The following is a 14835-nucleotide window of genomic DNA, read 5'->3' as shown; positions in this document are numbered from 1 at the left end:
TATTCACACACTTCCATACTAAATAACCAACTAAAATTTCACAATTGAGAAATAAAAGAACAAGGTACAGTAAATTTGTACCTTGCTGAACAGTTTATTGAGTTTTTAAGCAGATAGGTAAGAATTTCAAAGTTTGTTCATTTTCCAATATACATTGTTCTAAATTGAACGATGGGGATAATGCTATCTTTTCAAAAGCATTTATAAAGGTAGTTAATGCAATCTCAGCTTCTAAACGTGCAAGTGGTGCCCCTAAGCAAAAGTGAGGACCTTTACCAAATGTTAAATGCTTTTCATTTCCTATTCGGTGTATATTAAATTTAGAGGCTTGTGAAAACTTTTTCTCATCTAAATTTGCTGCACTTACCCACGCAACCACCATTTGATCCTTTTTCATTAAAGGGCCAAATATATTTGTATCCTCTGTAATTCTCCTAGCTAATGTAATGGGAAAGCGATAGCGTAATACTTCCTCAATTGCTTTTGAAATTAATGTAGGTTCTTCTCTTAATTCTTTATATGTTCCTGGTGAATCCACTAAGAAACAGTAAAAACTATTAATAATTAAATTTGTAGTCGTTTCATTGCCAGCCGCTAATAAACCCAATGAAAAAGTAACAATTTCTTCATCAGTTAATCTTTCGCCTTCATATTCAGCTCGTATTAAATCTGAGATAATATCATCCGTTAAATGGTATCTCTTTTCCTGAACGATTGGTAGAAGATATGCTTTAAATTCATTTAGTGCTATCCCCTTTTCTACATCCAGATCATTAAACTTTTCTTTACTATACGGCATAAATAAAATATCAGACCATGCTTTAATTTTTTTGCGGTCAGTTGTTGGCACTCCTAACAAATCGGATATAACAGTAACAGGTAAAGGAGCAGCAAACTCTTCAACGATATTAACTTCACTATATTTTCCAATATGTTGTACAAGTTCATTTGCAATAGCCTGTATTCGAGGTTTCCATTGTTCTAAACTCCTTGGAGTAAATGCTTTAGAAACGATAGAACGTACATTGCGATGTTCTGGTGGATCAGTAGAATTAATATTGATTCGAGTTTCTAAAGGAGGGATTGAGAATTGTCTTCGCTCCCTTCTACTTGAAAACAGGCGATAGTCTGATAAAACACGATTTACGTCCTCATACAAAAATACATTCCAAACATCTTGCTCTTCATCATAATGTACGGGGTGATTATCCCTCCTAAATTGATACCACTCATACGGATTCCACAATTCCTCTTTCGTTTTCAGCTTTGAAATTTCATGAACTAAAATCACATTTTCAGGCGAAGCCATAGTCCTTTCCTCCCTTTTCTTTTACAATAAAAGTGATGGGTCGGTAATTCAAAGTTGTATAATCTAACATATGTTATTTTAACATATACTAAAGTGGATTTTTCGTAGGAGAACTTGAGAAATAAATAAGGGGGATTTTTATGTATGTTGATATTTTATTGCTCGCAGAATTGACGTCAGGGCCAAAATATGGGTATGAAATAAAGAAAAATATCCAAAATCGGTTAGGAGAGAATTTTGAATTAAATCATAATATGCTTTATCCTTCTCTTCGACGTTTTGAGAATATGGGGGCTATAACGAAAAAGGTACATACACAAGTCGGAAAACCAAACCGAAATATGTATGATATTACTGAAGCAGGAGAAGAAATTTTTTCTGAAATGTTACGCAAGTTTCCCGAAAAACTCGCGACAAATAATGCAGAATTTCTTGTTCGTATCGCGCTATTTGAAAAACTTGATTATAAAGCTAGAAAAGAAATTTTAACAATACGCCAAAACGTACTACATAAACAGCTTACTGCTATTCAATCTTTAGATGCTAGTTCATCTTTTATTACAGAAGTCATTGAATTTAGTAAATCGCGTATTGAACATGAATTGCTCTGGATTACATCACTTATGAAGAAAATATGAAAAATAACAAGAAAAGTTAAAAACAATGAATGAAAATGAGATTTATTATCAATACTATAATTAATAAAAGGGCAACCACGATTTGGCTACCCTTCAAAAATTTATACTTCCGGATCGAAAGTTTTGCAATCTGTTTCTTCTGTAGTCGATGCTTGTTTTCCTTTATGACTTACTACATAAATTGCGTCTGCGCTACATTTATTACCGTTAGCCCAAAATTTACAATTGTTTACTTCACATAAAACGTCTTGTGCCATAGTATCACACCTCCTCGTTCTATTATCATTAACAAAATTCGGAGGTATGATACTCTTTGTTATGCATTTTTTATTCCATTTTTAGCTTTCTTAATGGCTCTATATCCCCTTGTACAATAGCATCTATATTTTCAGTTATTTTTTCAATATCAAAATGCCACCATTGAATTTGCAGTAATTCCTCTATTATTGTATTTGTAAATCGTTCCTTTATTTTATTTGCGGGGTTTCCACCAACAATTGTATATGGTGCAACGTCTCTAGTCACAACAGATTTAGCTGCAATGATTGCACCATCTCCTATTTTGATTCCAGGCATAATGGTTGCATCCATACCAATCCAAACATCATTACCTATGACTGTATCCCCTTTGTAAGGTAGATCAGACAAACTAGGTGTATGCTTCTCCCACCCATTTCCAAATATATTAAATGGATATGCCGAAAATCCATCCATCCGATGATTCGCTCCGTTCATAATAAAGGTAACTCCATTTGCAATACAACAAAATTTTCCAATGATAAGGTAATCACCAAGAAATTCATAATGATGTAATACTCGATCTTCAAATGTTTCTCCATCTTTCGCATCATAATATGAATAGTCTCCAACAAGTATATTAGCTTTCGTTATTGTATTTTTTATAAAGTGAACATTTTTATTTCCTTCAATAGGGTATTTAACATTTGGATTAGGATTCATGTTGCACAGCACTTCCTTTCCTATTCATTTCACTCTCTACTGCTATAACTGGCTTTAAATTGTATATAGGTAAAATAAATAATAATCCAATTATAAATAGTAAAGCTGTGCCTTCGTACATCGTACTTAATGAGAACATTTCTTTTAATGAACCAGCAATACTCATTGTTACTACCATTGAACCGGTGAATAGCGGACTTAAAATGCCATTTACACGACCAATAAAATCAGTATCACTATTTTGAATAATGAGCGTATTAATACCTATTTGAATACAAGGAAGAGCTAAACCGCTAAAAAGTTGTGCTGTGAGTGTTACCCATAAATTGGTGGAATAACCTATAATACCGATGCCGATTGCCTGACCAAGCATACCGATAATTAACATCTTTTGCGGCGCAACATTTTTTGCAAACACCATCGCTAAAGCACCACCAACAATCATTCCTGCACCATTTACTGTTAGTAACCATTGTAAACTCTCTTTTGATAATCCTAACTGCTCAGTTACAATAAAAATACCTAACGGCTGAATTAAACCAATTCCTAGTCCTGCTGCCATAAAACAAAGCCCTAGCAAAGTTAATGCTTTTTTCTTTTTCACATATTTAATACCATCAAGCATTTCCTGTAATAAAGTGATTTCTTTTTTCTCATTATCATTCTCAAGATCTTTCGGAAGAAATAACAACACAGCTGCTGCAAGTAAAAAAGCGATACCTGTAATAATGATTGAAATATAAATTCCAAAACTATGAAAAATAAATGTTCCAAGAATCGGTCCTAATACCATAAATATCGCAAATATTGTTTGATAAATAGACATTGCTAATTGAATTTGTTCTGCCGATAAATGCTGTTTAAATAATTTCATGCCAGATGGTTGAGAAAACTGTGAAAGAATTGCAGAAATAAGTGTGACAAAAAATACGATTTTCCACGTTCCAAACATTAGAGTAATTAATACTGCAAATACTGATAAAGAACTTAAAGTCTCACACCATATCATAGTCCTCTTCGGCTTCCACCTATCAGCAAACGTTCCACCAATAAAGGAAAAGATGAAAATTGGAGCAAACTCCGCCACTGAAATCATCGAAATAGCAAAAGCATCACCCTTTGTCATTTCCATTACATATAGTAATACCGCAAAGTTCCGAACCCATATTCCAATTTGTAAAAATAATGCTGATGCTAAAATCCCTTGAACAAACCGATTTTTTAATACTTGTGATACCCCATTGTTTTGTTTCGTTACTACATTTGTCGACATAAAAAAGCCTCCTATTTCATGTTCTGAACAGGAAGCAGCACAAATCATATAAAAAGACTATATATTCGCAGAGCGAAATACATCCCTTTTCTATAAATGTACAGACTAATCCTATTCAGAAGAATATTTCGTTTTTTAACGAAGATCTCTTATAAATAGAATTAGTTGATCATTGGGATGTTTTCACCCTTCCGTTTCGAATTTAAATAACACATACATACTCTATGTAAAACATTTTCAATGTATGCATGTCTCCCTTTAACTATTCTAGAAAGTTAAAGGCAATTCCTCTAAAGAACGCATTAAATAGTTACCTTTCCATTTAATGTCTTTACGATCGCCTTTTATTTGTAGTTCAGGCATTCGGTTGAACAAAGTAGTAATAGCGATCTTTGCTTCTAACCTCGCAAGTGGAGCTCCTAAGCAGAAATGACTACCATGGCCAAAGGCAATGTGACGGTTGTTCTCCCGTGTAATATCAAATATTTCTGGATTTTCAAATACTGTTTCATCACGGTTCGCTGAAGCCAATGCGATAATAACCATATCTCCTTTCTGTATTGTTTGATGGTGAATTTGAAAAGGTTCTGCTGCCCATCTTGCAGTTGTAACCTCAACTGGAGAATAATAACGCAATCCTTCCTCAATAGCCGAATCAATTAGTTTTGGATTATCTTTTAATAACTGTAATTGATTTGGATTTTCAAGAAGTGCTAATACTGTATTTGTTATTAAATTTACCGTTGTTTCGTGTCCCGCTACAATTAGTAACATGATCATCGAATATAGTTCTCGGGCGCTAAGTTTATGACCTTCACTCTCTGCAAGTATTAAAGCACTCACCAAGTCTTCTTTTGGCTCTTTTCGTTTCACATCAACTAAATATTGAAGATATGTAATAAACTCAGATAGTTGTTTTTCAGTTTCTTTTATTTCTTCAGGTGTTTCTGGTGTTGCAATAACAGCATGAGACCAAATTCTAAATTTCGCTTGATCTTCTTTTGGAATACCGAGCATCTCACTTATCACAATAATTGGTAATGGAAATGAATAATCATCCACAAGATTTAATGTACCTTTTCGCTCTATATCACTTATCAAATCATCTGCTATTCTCTGAATTCTTCCGTCTAATTGTGCAATCATCTTCGGTGTAAAAGCTTTTTGAACTAAAGATCGTAAACGACTGTGGTTAGGTGGATCTGAATTTAGCATATGTGTTGTCAAGTGATCACTATTATCAACGGAAAGATACATGTTCTTTGTATCTTGAGAAAACACATTTTTCCAATCTTTTTTTAAACGATTATCTTTTAAAAGTGGCAGAGCATCTTCATATCTAGTAATGAGCCATTCTTTACCGATTTCAACTTGGTTTACAAATAATATTGGTTGTTTTTTTCTCGATTCTTTATAAATTTCATACGCATCTTCTTTAAACTGAGCTGAAGCTAAATTAATGCCATCCTCTATGCTTAACCCAACTTTATTTTTCATTGACATTGTATTCCCTCACTCTCATTTGTTGTTGAAAACCAACCCAACATATGCATTATACTCTAATAAAAACGCGAAAATTGTAAATTTTTAATCAAAATCTCACTTCGTATATTGAAAAATAAAAAGTGAGAAAGTAAAATCGTTTCACTCCCTCACTTCTCTTTATGCGAAGCACATAAAATTACTAATTTGTTGATAGCGATAACTTACTTTACGACGACGACCACCTTGCCACGTGTAACCTGATACTCCATTTCTTCTCACTTCAGTCGGGAAGAACCATAAATCCCTTCCGAAAGGACCAGGACGATGTAAGCGTAAATAGCCCCATCTTCCTAGACAGTTACACATCCAGGATTTCATATTACCTGGTTGTGCAGGAGAAGCAAATGTAGACGGTAACGACGGCGCTTGTGACGGAGGTGGTGACGTTGGGGCATCTTCCGCATCATCTGGTCTGTAATCTTCTTGTTCAATATCTCTCACTTCATTTGTAAGTTCATACCCGTAGTTTTGTGGATTATAATACATCGCTTGATCATATGGATAATTTTGTTGGTTATACATATTAATAAATCACCTTCTTTTCATTCATTTCCTTTACCATTCATATGTGATATGCCATCTCTGGGAAGCTTATGTATAGCCTAAATTCAACAAAAAATAAAGCTCGTATTTTAAAAATACGAGCTTCTTCATAAACGGAATAGATGTATTATTTTCTTAATTTCACACTATAGAAACGCATTTCATCTAATGAACCTTCAAATTCAAATACTTCTTGTTTAATTAATTCCTTTAAGCGATATTCTAAAAACGTATCGCCAACTGATTGCTCTACAAGACCAAGTGCTTCACCAATTACTCTAGGAGCTTTTCGGAATTCTTGATCAGCACCTATACTTTTCGCACATTTAATAATAAATTGATCAAAATAATTTTCTTGTACAGAACGCACTTCATTGTCTGTCCAAATTCTTAAAAATTCCGTACTTTTCGATAGACTATCCCACTCATGTTCAAACTGCATACGATTCTCTACAGTTAAATACGGCAATTTTACAAAACTTTTTTGAATTAGAGCTAAACTTTCAGGTGGTAACTCTCCTGTTCCACGAATAACATACTCTAGTTTTAATATTTCTTTACTTGCTTCAGATGTATTCATAACGCGAATATTTTTCTTATCTTTTAATTGCGCCATTACAAAACATAGACCTACATGTTCATGTGCGTTATCGGCTTTCCAAATTGTAATAGGCGTTTCACTAGGAATAGCGTATAGTTCTTCCATAGTTTCTAAAAACCTTGGTAAATACTCTTCTTCAAAATAATTTTCATAAGCATTTAAGTTGTTTACTAACCATTCCTGTCTTGCTAGTTGCCCTTCATTCATATGTAACTTATTTATCGGCCCAATTGAAAAGAATTCAGAAAAAGCAACAACCATCTCTTCCAATCGTTCTTCTTGACCAAGCATATGCTTTAAACATCCATCTGTTGAATCATCAAATGCAATATGTACGTGTGAGACTTCTTTTACATTTCTTTTATAAGATGTATTACTCGTTAGTTGCTTAGGAATATCCATCAAATTTTTAATAGTATCTTCACTATAGTTTTCTTTTAATAAATTTAATTGGATTAGAATACTTTGAAGTAAATGTTTTGCTTCATCTTCGTGCATATCCTCTACAGCATTTTTAATTTTATCTATCATGTAAACCCCTCTATTCATTTCGAAAATAACGTAGATTATAGTGTATCATTTAAGTGTTACTCTTTAAAAGTTTTTTAGTCAAATCATGTATTAGAAAGATTGCTAAATAATCTTTTGTAAATCTCTTTATTTAAATGTATAATTATATAGAAAATAAAAATATAGGAGCTATGTTTATGGAGAAAGTATTTCCTAATTATAAACATTATCTAAAAAATTGGAGATTTATATTTATTTGTATATTACCTACTATCGCCTTTTTATATGCTTTTGATGTCATCTTTGAATTAATATTTCATCAAGATTTCTATTTATCTAACTTAATTTTTGCTATTATTTTATTTTTAATATTTATGAGCATCAAAGATATGTTTAAAATTAAAAGTTAAAGATTCGGATAAAGTGGGATAAAAAAAGAGCACCCTGCAATCAGATGCTCTCATGTGATAGAGGTTTTTCTGAGTATTAAGTAGGACACGAAGGTCTTGTCCCACTATCTAATATATGCTTGTACTTATTTTTTGTGCATGTACGAAGTATCACTATACATTCTCTTCATAAATTCATTGTACAATTAACATATTTATACATAAAAAAACATCCCCCTTGGATGTTTTTTATGTACCTATTTTTAAGCTTCCATAAACTTTGCCGGTACACCAATTTTTTCAACTACAGAAGATATATTAGTAGGATTAATCATTACATTTTCAATACTAACTAATTTATTTTCTAATAGTCCATTCTCTGTTGTAATAAGTTTTTCAAATCGCTCTAAAGTCATCGAAAATTTATGTTCACTTCCGCCATTCATACTGACTTTTACATACTTCATCGTGCACCCGCCTTTCATAATAATCTATAATTCGATAAAAAGGCGCTTACATCCTTTTTATTTAATACTAGATTTTACACTTTTACACTTGCCAATTTACGTTTATATTTAATATGAAAAAAACTGATACTATTTTTTATTCACATTATAATTGCGAGTAAAAATGATAAAGATAGAAATGCACAAAGTGGTATAAATAAAACAGTATCCATTCTAGCAAAACGTGTATCTTTTTTTCGTTTAAAGATACCAAAATAATGAAATTCACCTATTACTCTTAGAAAAAAAACAACCATACAAACCCAGGATCCCATTCGAACAATAATATTAGGAAATGCGAAATGAACAATATTTGTTTGTTGTAATAAAATTATTGCTGCCATACTTAGTAATAACGCAATGAACAAAGTCATCCCTGTACCTGGTGTAAAAGCCTTTTCTCCAGCTTTTGTTGGAATGACACTATTTGTCGCCCACTTACCTCCAAAAGCCCAATAAACATGTAAAAAACTAACTAAAAATAATATACAGACAGAAATATATGTAATAATAAACATTTTGTCCTCCCATTATTTTATTTTAGTCCTCGATTTTAGAGTATGCTATAAATTCCACCTTAGCAATCTATTTTTAATAACATAAAACCCCTTAATGATTTTTCTTAAAATTGATTAATCATTAAGGGGCTTTTAACTTTATTATGCATTATACCGATTTCTACGACGTTCCATCCTCGTTTGTCCTTGAGCAGTCTCTTCTTTATATTGAGGTATTTGCTCTGCCATTTCATATGTTGCAACTGCAGTTGGTTCTTCGTAATTATGCTCACGTATTTCTTCAGGCGTTTTTTGTTTCGATACTTTGCCACCAAACTTAAATAATTTTAACTTAAATTTCGGTAATCTTGGGATCGGAATCTGAAATGATTGCTTTTTACGTTTCTTTTTTTGTTGAAATAAAGTTATATTTTCTTTATAATCCTCTTCTTTACGGTGTAATAACATAGCAATTAATCCACCTAATATAAGTCCACCAACTAAAAGCATAAGATATTTGAAATTACTTGTCATTAAACTCGACATACGTTCAAGTATGACTAACGATTGCACTTCTTTAATATCCCATAGTAAAGCGGCCCATAATGCGAATAAACCGAAAGTAAGCCCATATGTACGAAAACGGAATAAACATGGGATTAAAGCGATACAAGCAGCGATTTTCGCATTCGCTATGATTGAACTTGTTGAAATATCTTGATGCCAAATAACTAACAATAGTGTAATAAATGGCGCATATGCTATCCAGCTACATATACGTGAATATATTTTTTTCGCAAAATAACTACCGAAACTGGTGAAAAATAAAAGGCCTCCAATATATAAAGATTGTTCTAGTGGGATTTGCTTTAAAATTCCTGCAACTGGAAAGAGGCCGCTCAATAGCATGAATAGCACATCTAATTTCTTCACAATTCCTCATTCCTTTCCAATTTCTTTTGAATTCATTCATATTGCTTTTCCAAATGATATAGTTTTTTATTTCTAAAAAACATCTTAATCCTGTATGGAAATAAAGTAAATATATAAAAGAGAGGATACATGACAAAAGATATCCTTATTTACATGAAAAAATGACAAATCCTGATCGATATAATGAGCAGGATTTGTTTATTATTATTTACAGTAGAATAATTGAATCTTTCTTTTCTATTTTTATAATATCTACATCCAATTCATCATCAAACTCTTTAAACTCTCTTGCATCTATATCCGTCATATAGCTCTTTATTACTTTCGCCATATGCATAGAATATGGCATGTGTATATTCTTTTCCAAAAGCATACTTGAATTACAGCACATGTAATGTACCATTTTGGCAATATAGTTCCTTTCAACAGCTTTTACACCTAGAGGTAATATTTCAAGTATATATCGATGCAATGTTTCACTATCATTACACAGATACTCACCAGTGCTATAATACATTCCCTTTTGATCTATATATAAACTCGTACTATCTAGTACGTCATCACATTCTATCACACCGTATTTTGGTACATCAAAAGATGTATTTATTCTTACAGCATTTAAGTTTGGAACCTTTAGCACATCTGGAACAATGTCAGGGAAAGTATCTATATCAATTTTTTCATTTTGTAACTCTTTTATCCAATGTTTTCTTACATTCGCATCTATAATGAAGTATACTTGCTCATTTTGCTCTTTTGCAGGTTGTAAAATTTCCGCTAATGTTTCAGAAACAAATTGTTTAAATTGAATGCCCATATCATTTCTTTTTGAAGGCTGCGGCAAAAAGGTGTTATGTTTATCTACATTTAATAATAAACGATCAATCGTTTGCCACTCTATATTCCCATATAATTTATATGAAATTTCTTTTCCTTTTATTTTTGAAAAAATGGGTAAGAAATCAAATTTCGAGATTCGTTCAATTGATAAATTAACATATGTACAAGGTAAATTTATCTTATTCCAACTACGTTTTAAAAATCCTTTTTGTTCTAATAAACTCAAAATACCATTTATAATCGTTTTACGAGACACACTTTGGCCTATAAATAAATTAATAAATGCTGAAATACGGTTTGTTCGTGCAAATCCTTCTCTAACAATTTGCTTTGGATCAATTTTTTCACGTCCATCACAATTTTTCATTGCAATTAACGCCAAAGTCGCATCATTGCGCTCACCTGCAGTAGCATAAACCGCTTTCATAACATCCTCTACTAAATTCATTTTATACTTCTGGCAGTATTGCATTTTATATGGATTTTGCAATACCTTTTCAATATTACATCTTACTATTTTTAGCAATACTGGAGAATCTGCATTTAATATATATGATGACTCACTGATTTGAGCTAACACCATTTCACTTTCAAATAAAGCTTGTTCTACTTCCAGCGATATTTTTTCAGACCATATTTCTAGCGTTATAGTCTCTAATCCTTTTGGTGCAATTAAAGGGAATACTTCATTTCTATTATTTATTGCTAGTTTTTTACATTCTGGTAGTAATGTGAAATAAGTGAATTTTTGCTGAAACCCTTTAAATAAATACTCTCTCTCCTCTACTTTTATACCAGGTTTTATTTTAGTACCTTGAACTTTATATATTCTTTCATTATATGGAAGCAACACCCTAAGATTTTCTCCTAGCATATAATCTTTCGGATATTGAAGAATATGATCTAATTCAACTTCTCCACCTATACGAAAATCCTCTTTTAAATTTCTAAATATCTTAATCCATTTGATACCGTTTGTAGCCTGCTGAACTTTTAGTTTTACAAATCGTAATTTCTTATTATTCGATGCAAATTCTGGAGTAGAAATTAATATCATGCCCCGTTTTCGTCTTAATAGCAAAGGAATGTCTGGATGGTTATATTCTTGATAAAACCTCCGAATTCCTATTGAAACATTTAATAATGGAATGTTCTCTCCTCCGCGCGTTATATATTCGAACCGAAATACATAAGCGAAATAGTCTTGTGTTTTTTCATCTTTAATAGGCTCTGACATCGCCTCACAAATATTTTGTGATCTAAGAGGAGAAAAATATATATCTTCTTCATTTATATTTTCTAATTGTACAGGACGTTCACAAAAAATATGTGAAATTAAAGCGGGCACCCATTTAGAATATACTTCCTTATCATGTAGTACTGTTAAATTAGAAATTAAATCGTAATGCCATTCATATTTTGGCGATTCTATTAATTTATTAGGTTTCCAATCATGAATAATCTCATACCAACTTTGAAAAATATAATCAAGTTGTTCTTTTCTAATAGGTTCTTTACATACAATCCATGGTGTATTTTCATTTAGTACATATGGATTATGCTGAATAAATAATATATCAGAAAACATATCATATAATCTTTCATTCAATCGTTTCAACTTACTCGTTAATAAAAATGTCTTATAATGTATCTCTACAATATCGAGCCATTCAATAGGAAAATATATAAATGATACGCTTTCGTTTAAAAGAGGTTCTATTATATTTTCAAATGTTAACAACTTTAAATTTTCCATAAAATGATTACTTCCTTTCTTCATTTTTCTTGATCTCAAAAAACTAAAGTATCATCACATAATTTAATTATTTAAAAAGAGAAGCAAATACCGCTTATCCGACTTATATATTAATGACATGACTCTGATAAAAGTTAAAAGAAATTTTCATACATAGCCCTCCTTTCATATTATAAATACAATACATTAAGATTATACAATATAAGTAACGTATTGTATTTGGGATTTACAATAATTTTACAAAAGATTATAAAAGAGATATTGACCATACATATGTATATCAATATCTCTTTTCACTATCCTATTACCTTTTTCGATTCTGTATTCACTGGCCACCGTTCTAATGTATATGCTATTTCCCAAAATGAATATTCATATTGACCGCTAATAATAAAATGCTATTTCATTCGCTTGCGGTCAGACTCTGTCACTTTTTCAGCGATTATATCTAACCGTGTATTTGCTCTTCAACTAGATAGAGTACGAGACCAATCCGATCCATATGCAGAAATCCATACTTAATAAATTGGCTCTTCTAGCTGATGCTCTTTTAAACATTCATCAATTGAGTAGAAATCAATATCATGCCCCGTTTTCGGCTCAATAGCACTAAAATATCTGGGTGGTTAAACTCTTGATATTAAGACTATTTTTATGAGCATTTCATATAAGTGTAATTTAACTGATTAAAGCTATTTTCAAATAAGATACGATAAATTATGTCTATTCTGTATAGCTGTTAGTAAGTTCGTTTGCAAATTTGTTAGCACTTTTTTATTTTCTTCTATTAAAAGCCTTCATTTATATTTAGTTGCTTTAAGTTTGTGGTTTTTAACACCTACCAGGACTAGATAGTACTTACTTCCAAAAAAGAGAAATTCCCCCTACAACTATCTATACATTTGTTTATATATCTTAATAATATATATAGAAATTATTTTATTAAGATAGGAGATAATTTTATGTCAAGTTATAGTCGAATAGCAGTTCAAGTGCTAGCTCATAATGTAATTATAAAAAGTATACAATTACTACAGGACCCTTTCTCGTTCCCCTTAATGCTGCCGTTGGACAACCAAATAATCGTCTTGTAGTTATTATTAAAAATCCTACAAGCAAACCACTAGAAGCTGATGTTGTGATTGAATATTGTAATGCACTTGAACTCTCAACGGAAGGTATCTCACTCCCGTTTATAATCAATGAGGTTGAACACCCATTCCTTGAAGGTCTTGGTCTAACTGTTATACCACCAATGATTTGTACTCGGTTAGAATTTGATATTAGTTTTGTTGTAAATGGAATTTTTCATGTAAAATCTACAGGTGATTATTTAGTAGGGGAACGCCCATTACGTGGAAAACTTGAAATCGAAGTGGTTGGTGGATCAGGTCTTTCCAATCCTACAAACCCTGGCCTTGGTGTTGTAGGTCCCTCCATGGGATTTCATTATGATAATTTCGTAGCTTAAAACAAGAGAAAATAAGAAATAAAAGAGACATTTTCAATTTAAGAAAATGTCTCTTTTGATTAATAAAACAACTTTGGATCTGTATCTTTATTTTGAACCGTTTCTTCATCTTGTGAACTTTCAGTACTTGTAGTACAACTAGTCGAGAATAAAATCGGTATACCACATATAGTGTCATTCATTACATCTCGAAAAACCTTTGCAGCGACTTCAGTAAAAGTTTGACATAGGTTAGAAATATCATCATTAAAGAACTGAATTACTTTTGCAGCAAAAACCGGAAAAACGACATTCGCTCCACCCGGGAACTGTGGTTGTACAACAACTTGCTCAAAATACAAATTGTTTTCTAACGCTACTTGAAAAAGATGCGCAATTTCAAAAGCGTCTAAAGGGCAAGGAATTGGATTTACAATTCCATCCCCAATAACACTAACAACAATAGTTACATTTACATTACCAAATTGCACTGTAGGTTTAAGAAGTGTAGCTAATGCAATCGCTTTTTCAAAATCCGTAGTTTGTACTAAAATAATAAAATTCCCATCAGTTGGTATTAGCGGACCTACTGTTACAGTTGGGTCAGCTCCTATTGAATTTCTGAGTTCGTTAAAATATGTGATCCATGGCGGTGAAAGTTGAGGTTGTACATGCTCGTCCATTCTTTTTCACCTCCTTTTACAATTCTCAATACTATAATATGGAAAATCTCCAATGGTGCATTAGATATATTTACCATTTTTCATTATTTTTTTATAAACTTACCGTATCAATCCGGGAGTTTATGCGTTTATAAAACCATTTAAACACACTATACGAATAAATAAGATTCATTTACAGTAACATAGTATATTTCCCCTATACTATTGTGCACCTTAAATTGTAATGAACCATTCACATTTAACATCCTATCAATTGTAAATCCCCCACCTGCATCTATGAAACTAGCTCCATCTTTGTCCTGCCAAGATAGAGCATCATAGAAATGCATATTTGAAATTCCAGATATTAAGAAGAATTTTATAAGCATATCATATAAGTGTGATTTAAGGGATTGAAGCTGG

General features: G+C 31.8%; 15 protein-coding genes and 2 pseudogenes. 3 read left to right on the top strand and 14 right to left on the bottom strand.

Annotated features, from left to right (window positions below; genetic code table 11):
• Positions 1-94: 94 nt before the first annotated feature.
• On the bottom strand, positions 95-1309 hold the full coding sequence (locus tag PDK19_RS13380; RefSeq protein ID WP_270707297.1) for a cytochrome P450: 1215 nt from the start codon (positions 1307-1309) through the stop codon (positions 95-97).
• Positions 1310-1449: 140 nt separating this feature from the next.
• Here PDK19_RS13380 and PDK19_RS13375 point away from each other — a divergent pair, with 140 nt between their 5' ends.
• Positions 1450-1947, top strand: a complete 498-nt coding sequence (locus PDK19_RS13375) for a PadR family transcriptional regulator (RefSeq protein ID WP_000289107.1) — start codon at positions 1450-1452, stop codon at positions 1945-1947.
• Between the two features lie 101 nt (positions 1948-2048).
• Here the strand turns inward: PDK19_RS13375 and PDK19_RS13370 are convergent, their stop codons facing one another.
• The 6 genes from PDK19_RS13370 to PDK19_RS13345 all read right to left on the bottom strand — a co-directional run bounded on the left by PDK19_RS13370 (position 2049) and on the right by PDK19_RS13345 (position 7400).
• Complete coding sequence (locus PDK19_RS13370; RefSeq protein WP_000046091.1) at positions 2049-2204, bottom strand: DUF1540 domain-containing protein; 156 nt, start codon at positions 2202-2204, stop codon at positions 2049-2051.
• A 70-nt stretch (positions 2205-2274) separates the two neighbouring features.
• A complete protein-coding gene (locus PDK19_RS13365; protein ID WP_270707296.1) occupies positions 2275-2907 on the bottom strand; it encodes a Vat family streptogramin A O-acetyltransferase in 633 nt (210 codons plus the stop codon).
• The gene (locus PDK19_RS13360; protein WP_074615350.1) at positions 2897-4180 is read right to left on the bottom strand and encodes an MFS transporter; all 1284 of its coding nucleotides are present in this window, start codon (positions 4178-4180) and stop codon (positions 2897-2899) included. Before PDK19_RS13360 ends, PDK19_RS13365 begins: the two co-directional genes overlap by 11 nt.
• A 267-nt stretch (positions 4181-4447) precedes the next feature.
• Positions 4448-5683, bottom strand: a complete 1236-nt coding sequence (locus tag PDK19_RS13355; RefSeq protein ID WP_074615351.1) for a cytochrome P450 family protein — start codon at positions 5681-5683, stop codon at positions 4448-4450.
• Positions 5684-5842: 159 nt separating this feature from the next.
• On the bottom strand, positions 5843-6247 hold the full coding sequence (locus tag PDK19_RS13350) for a hypothetical protein (RefSeq protein ID WP_014893683.1): 405 nt from the start codon (positions 6245-6247) through the stop codon (positions 5843-5845).
• Between the two features lie 148 nt (positions 6248-6395).
• Entirely contained in the window at positions 6396-7400 is a 1005-nt protein-coding gene (locus PDK19_RS13345) for a DUF1835 domain-containing protein (protein ID WP_262722825.1), read from the bottom strand.
• Between the two features lie 176 nt (positions 7401-7576).
• On the opposite strand from PDK19_RS13345, the gene PDK19_RS13340 reads away from it, so the two are divergent.
• Positions 7577-7789 carry a hypothetical protein gene (locus PDK19_RS13340; RefSeq protein WP_049110752.1) on the top strand — a complete coding sequence of 71 codons (213 nt, stop codon included), beginning with the start codon at positions 7577-7579 and terminating at the stop codon, positions 7787-7789.
• A 242-nt stretch (positions 7790-8031) separates the two neighbouring features.
• Here the strand turns inward: PDK19_RS13340 and PDK19_RS13335 are convergent, their stop codons facing one another.
• From PDK19_RS13335 to PDK19_RS13315, 5 genes and pseudogenes are all read right to left on the bottom strand, one after another.
• A complete protein-coding gene (locus PDK19_RS13335; protein WP_014893685.1) occupies positions 8032-8235 on the bottom strand; it encodes a hypothetical protein in 204 nt (67 codons plus the stop codon).
• A gap of 140 nt (positions 8236-8375) precedes the next feature.
• On the bottom strand, positions 8376-8792 hold the full coding sequence (locus PDK19_RS13330; protein WP_014893686.1) for a DUF3995 domain-containing protein: 417 nt from the start codon (positions 8790-8792) through the stop codon (positions 8376-8378).
• Between the two features lie 141 nt (positions 8793-8933).
• Positions 8934-9704, bottom strand: coding sequence for a DUF3959 family protein (locus PDK19_RS13325; protein ID WP_014893687.1), 771 nt, complete (start codon positions 9702-9704; stop codon positions 8934-8936).
• Between the two features lie 208 nt (positions 9705-9912).
• Positions 9913-12300 (bottom strand): RNaseH domain-containing protein, encoded by a 2388-nt coding sequence (locus PDK19_RS13320; RefSeq protein ID WP_270707292.1) that lies wholly within the window; start codon positions 12298-12300, stop codon positions 9913-9915.
• A gap of 296 nt (positions 12301-12596) precedes the next feature.
• A pseudogene (locus PDK19_RS13315) lies at positions 12597-12875 on the bottom strand (thiaminase II); the annotation flags it as partial.
• A 563-nt stretch (positions 12876-13438) separates the two neighbouring features.
• Between PDK19_RS13315 and PDK19_RS13310 the strand changes: the two are divergent.
• Positions 13439-13771, top strand: coding sequence for a hypothetical protein (locus PDK19_RS13310; protein ID WP_270707290.1), 333 nt, complete (start codon positions 13439-13441; stop codon positions 13769-13771).
• Positions 13772-13830: 59 nt separating this feature from the next.
• Here PDK19_RS13310 and PDK19_RS13305 read toward each other — a convergent pair whose 3' ends face one another.
• Together PDK19_RS13305 and PDK19_RS13300 are read right to left on the bottom strand one after the other, a co-directional pair.
• Positions 13831-14433 carry a hypothetical protein gene (locus PDK19_RS13305; protein ID WP_270707288.1) on the bottom strand — a complete coding sequence of 201 codons (603 nt, stop codon included), beginning with the start codon at positions 14431-14433 and terminating at the stop codon, positions 13831-13833.
• Positions 14434-14582: 149 nt separating this feature from the next.
• A pseudogene (locus PDK19_RS13300) lies at positions 14583-14765 on the bottom strand (N-acetylmuramoyl-L-alanine amidase); the annotation flags it as partial.
• Positions 14766-14835 lie beyond the last annotated feature (70 nt).

It is taken from the genome of Bacillus cereus group sp. BcHK124, assembly GCF_027712065.1.
In the GTDB taxonomy this organism is placed as follows: domain Bacteria; phylum Bacillota; class Bacilli; order Bacillales; family Bacillaceae_G; genus Bacillus_A; species Bacillus_A pacificus.
Note: the sequence above shows the minus strand (reverse complement) of the source record. Positions and strands in the feature narration are given on the sequence as shown.

Excerpts from the sequence above, each read along its gene's own strand:
- PDK19_RS13380 (WP_270707297.1), bottom strand. The coding sequence starts at position 1,309 with ATGGCTTCGCCTGAAAATGTGATTTTAGTTCATGAAATTTCAAAGCTG.
- PDK19_RS13375 (WP_000289107.1), top strand. The coding sequence starts at position 1,450 with ATGTATGTTGATATTTTATTGCTCGCAGAATTGACGTCAGGGCCAAAA.
- PDK19_RS13370 (WP_000046091.1), bottom strand. The coding sequence starts at position 2,204 with ATGGCACAAGACGTTTTATGTGAAGTAAACAATTGTAAATTTTGGGCT.
- PDK19_RS13365 (WP_270707296.1), bottom strand. The coding sequence starts at position 2,907 with ATGAATCCTAATCCAAATGTTAAATACCCTATTGAAGGAAATAAAAAT.
- PDK19_RS13360 (WP_074615350.1), bottom strand. The coding sequence starts at position 4,180 with ATGTCGACAAATGTAGTAACGAAACAAAACAATGGGGTATCACAAGTA.
- PDK19_RS13355 (WP_074615351.1), bottom strand. The coding sequence starts at position 5,683 with ATGTCAATGAAAAATAAAGTTGGGTTAAGCATAGAGGATGGCATTAAT.
- PDK19_RS13350 (WP_014893683.1), bottom strand. The coding sequence starts at position 6,247 with ATGTATAACCAACAAAATTATCCATATGATCAAGCGATGTATTATAAT.
- PDK19_RS13345 (WP_262722825.1), bottom strand. The coding sequence starts at position 7,400 with ATGATAGATAAAATTAAAAATGCTGTAGAGGATATGCACGAAGATGAA.
- PDK19_RS13340 (WP_049110752.1), top strand. The coding sequence starts at position 7,577 with ATGGAGAAAGTATTTCCTAATTATAAACATTATCTAAAAAATTGGAGA.
- PDK19_RS13335 (WP_014893685.1), bottom strand. The coding sequence starts at position 8,235 with ATGAAGTATGTAAAAGTCAGTATGAATGGCGGAAGTGAACATAAATTT.
- PDK19_RS13330 (WP_014893686.1), bottom strand. The coding sequence starts at position 8,792 with ATGTTTATTATTACATATATTTCTGTCTGTATATTATTTTTAGTTAGT.
- PDK19_RS13320 (WP_270707292.1), bottom strand. The coding sequence starts at position 12,300 with ATGGAAAATTTAAAGTTGTTAACATTTGAAAATATAATAGAACCTCTT.
- PDK19_RS13305 (WP_270707288.1), bottom strand. The coding sequence starts at position 14,433 with ATGGACGAGCATGTACAACCTCAACTTTCACCGCCATGGATCACATAT.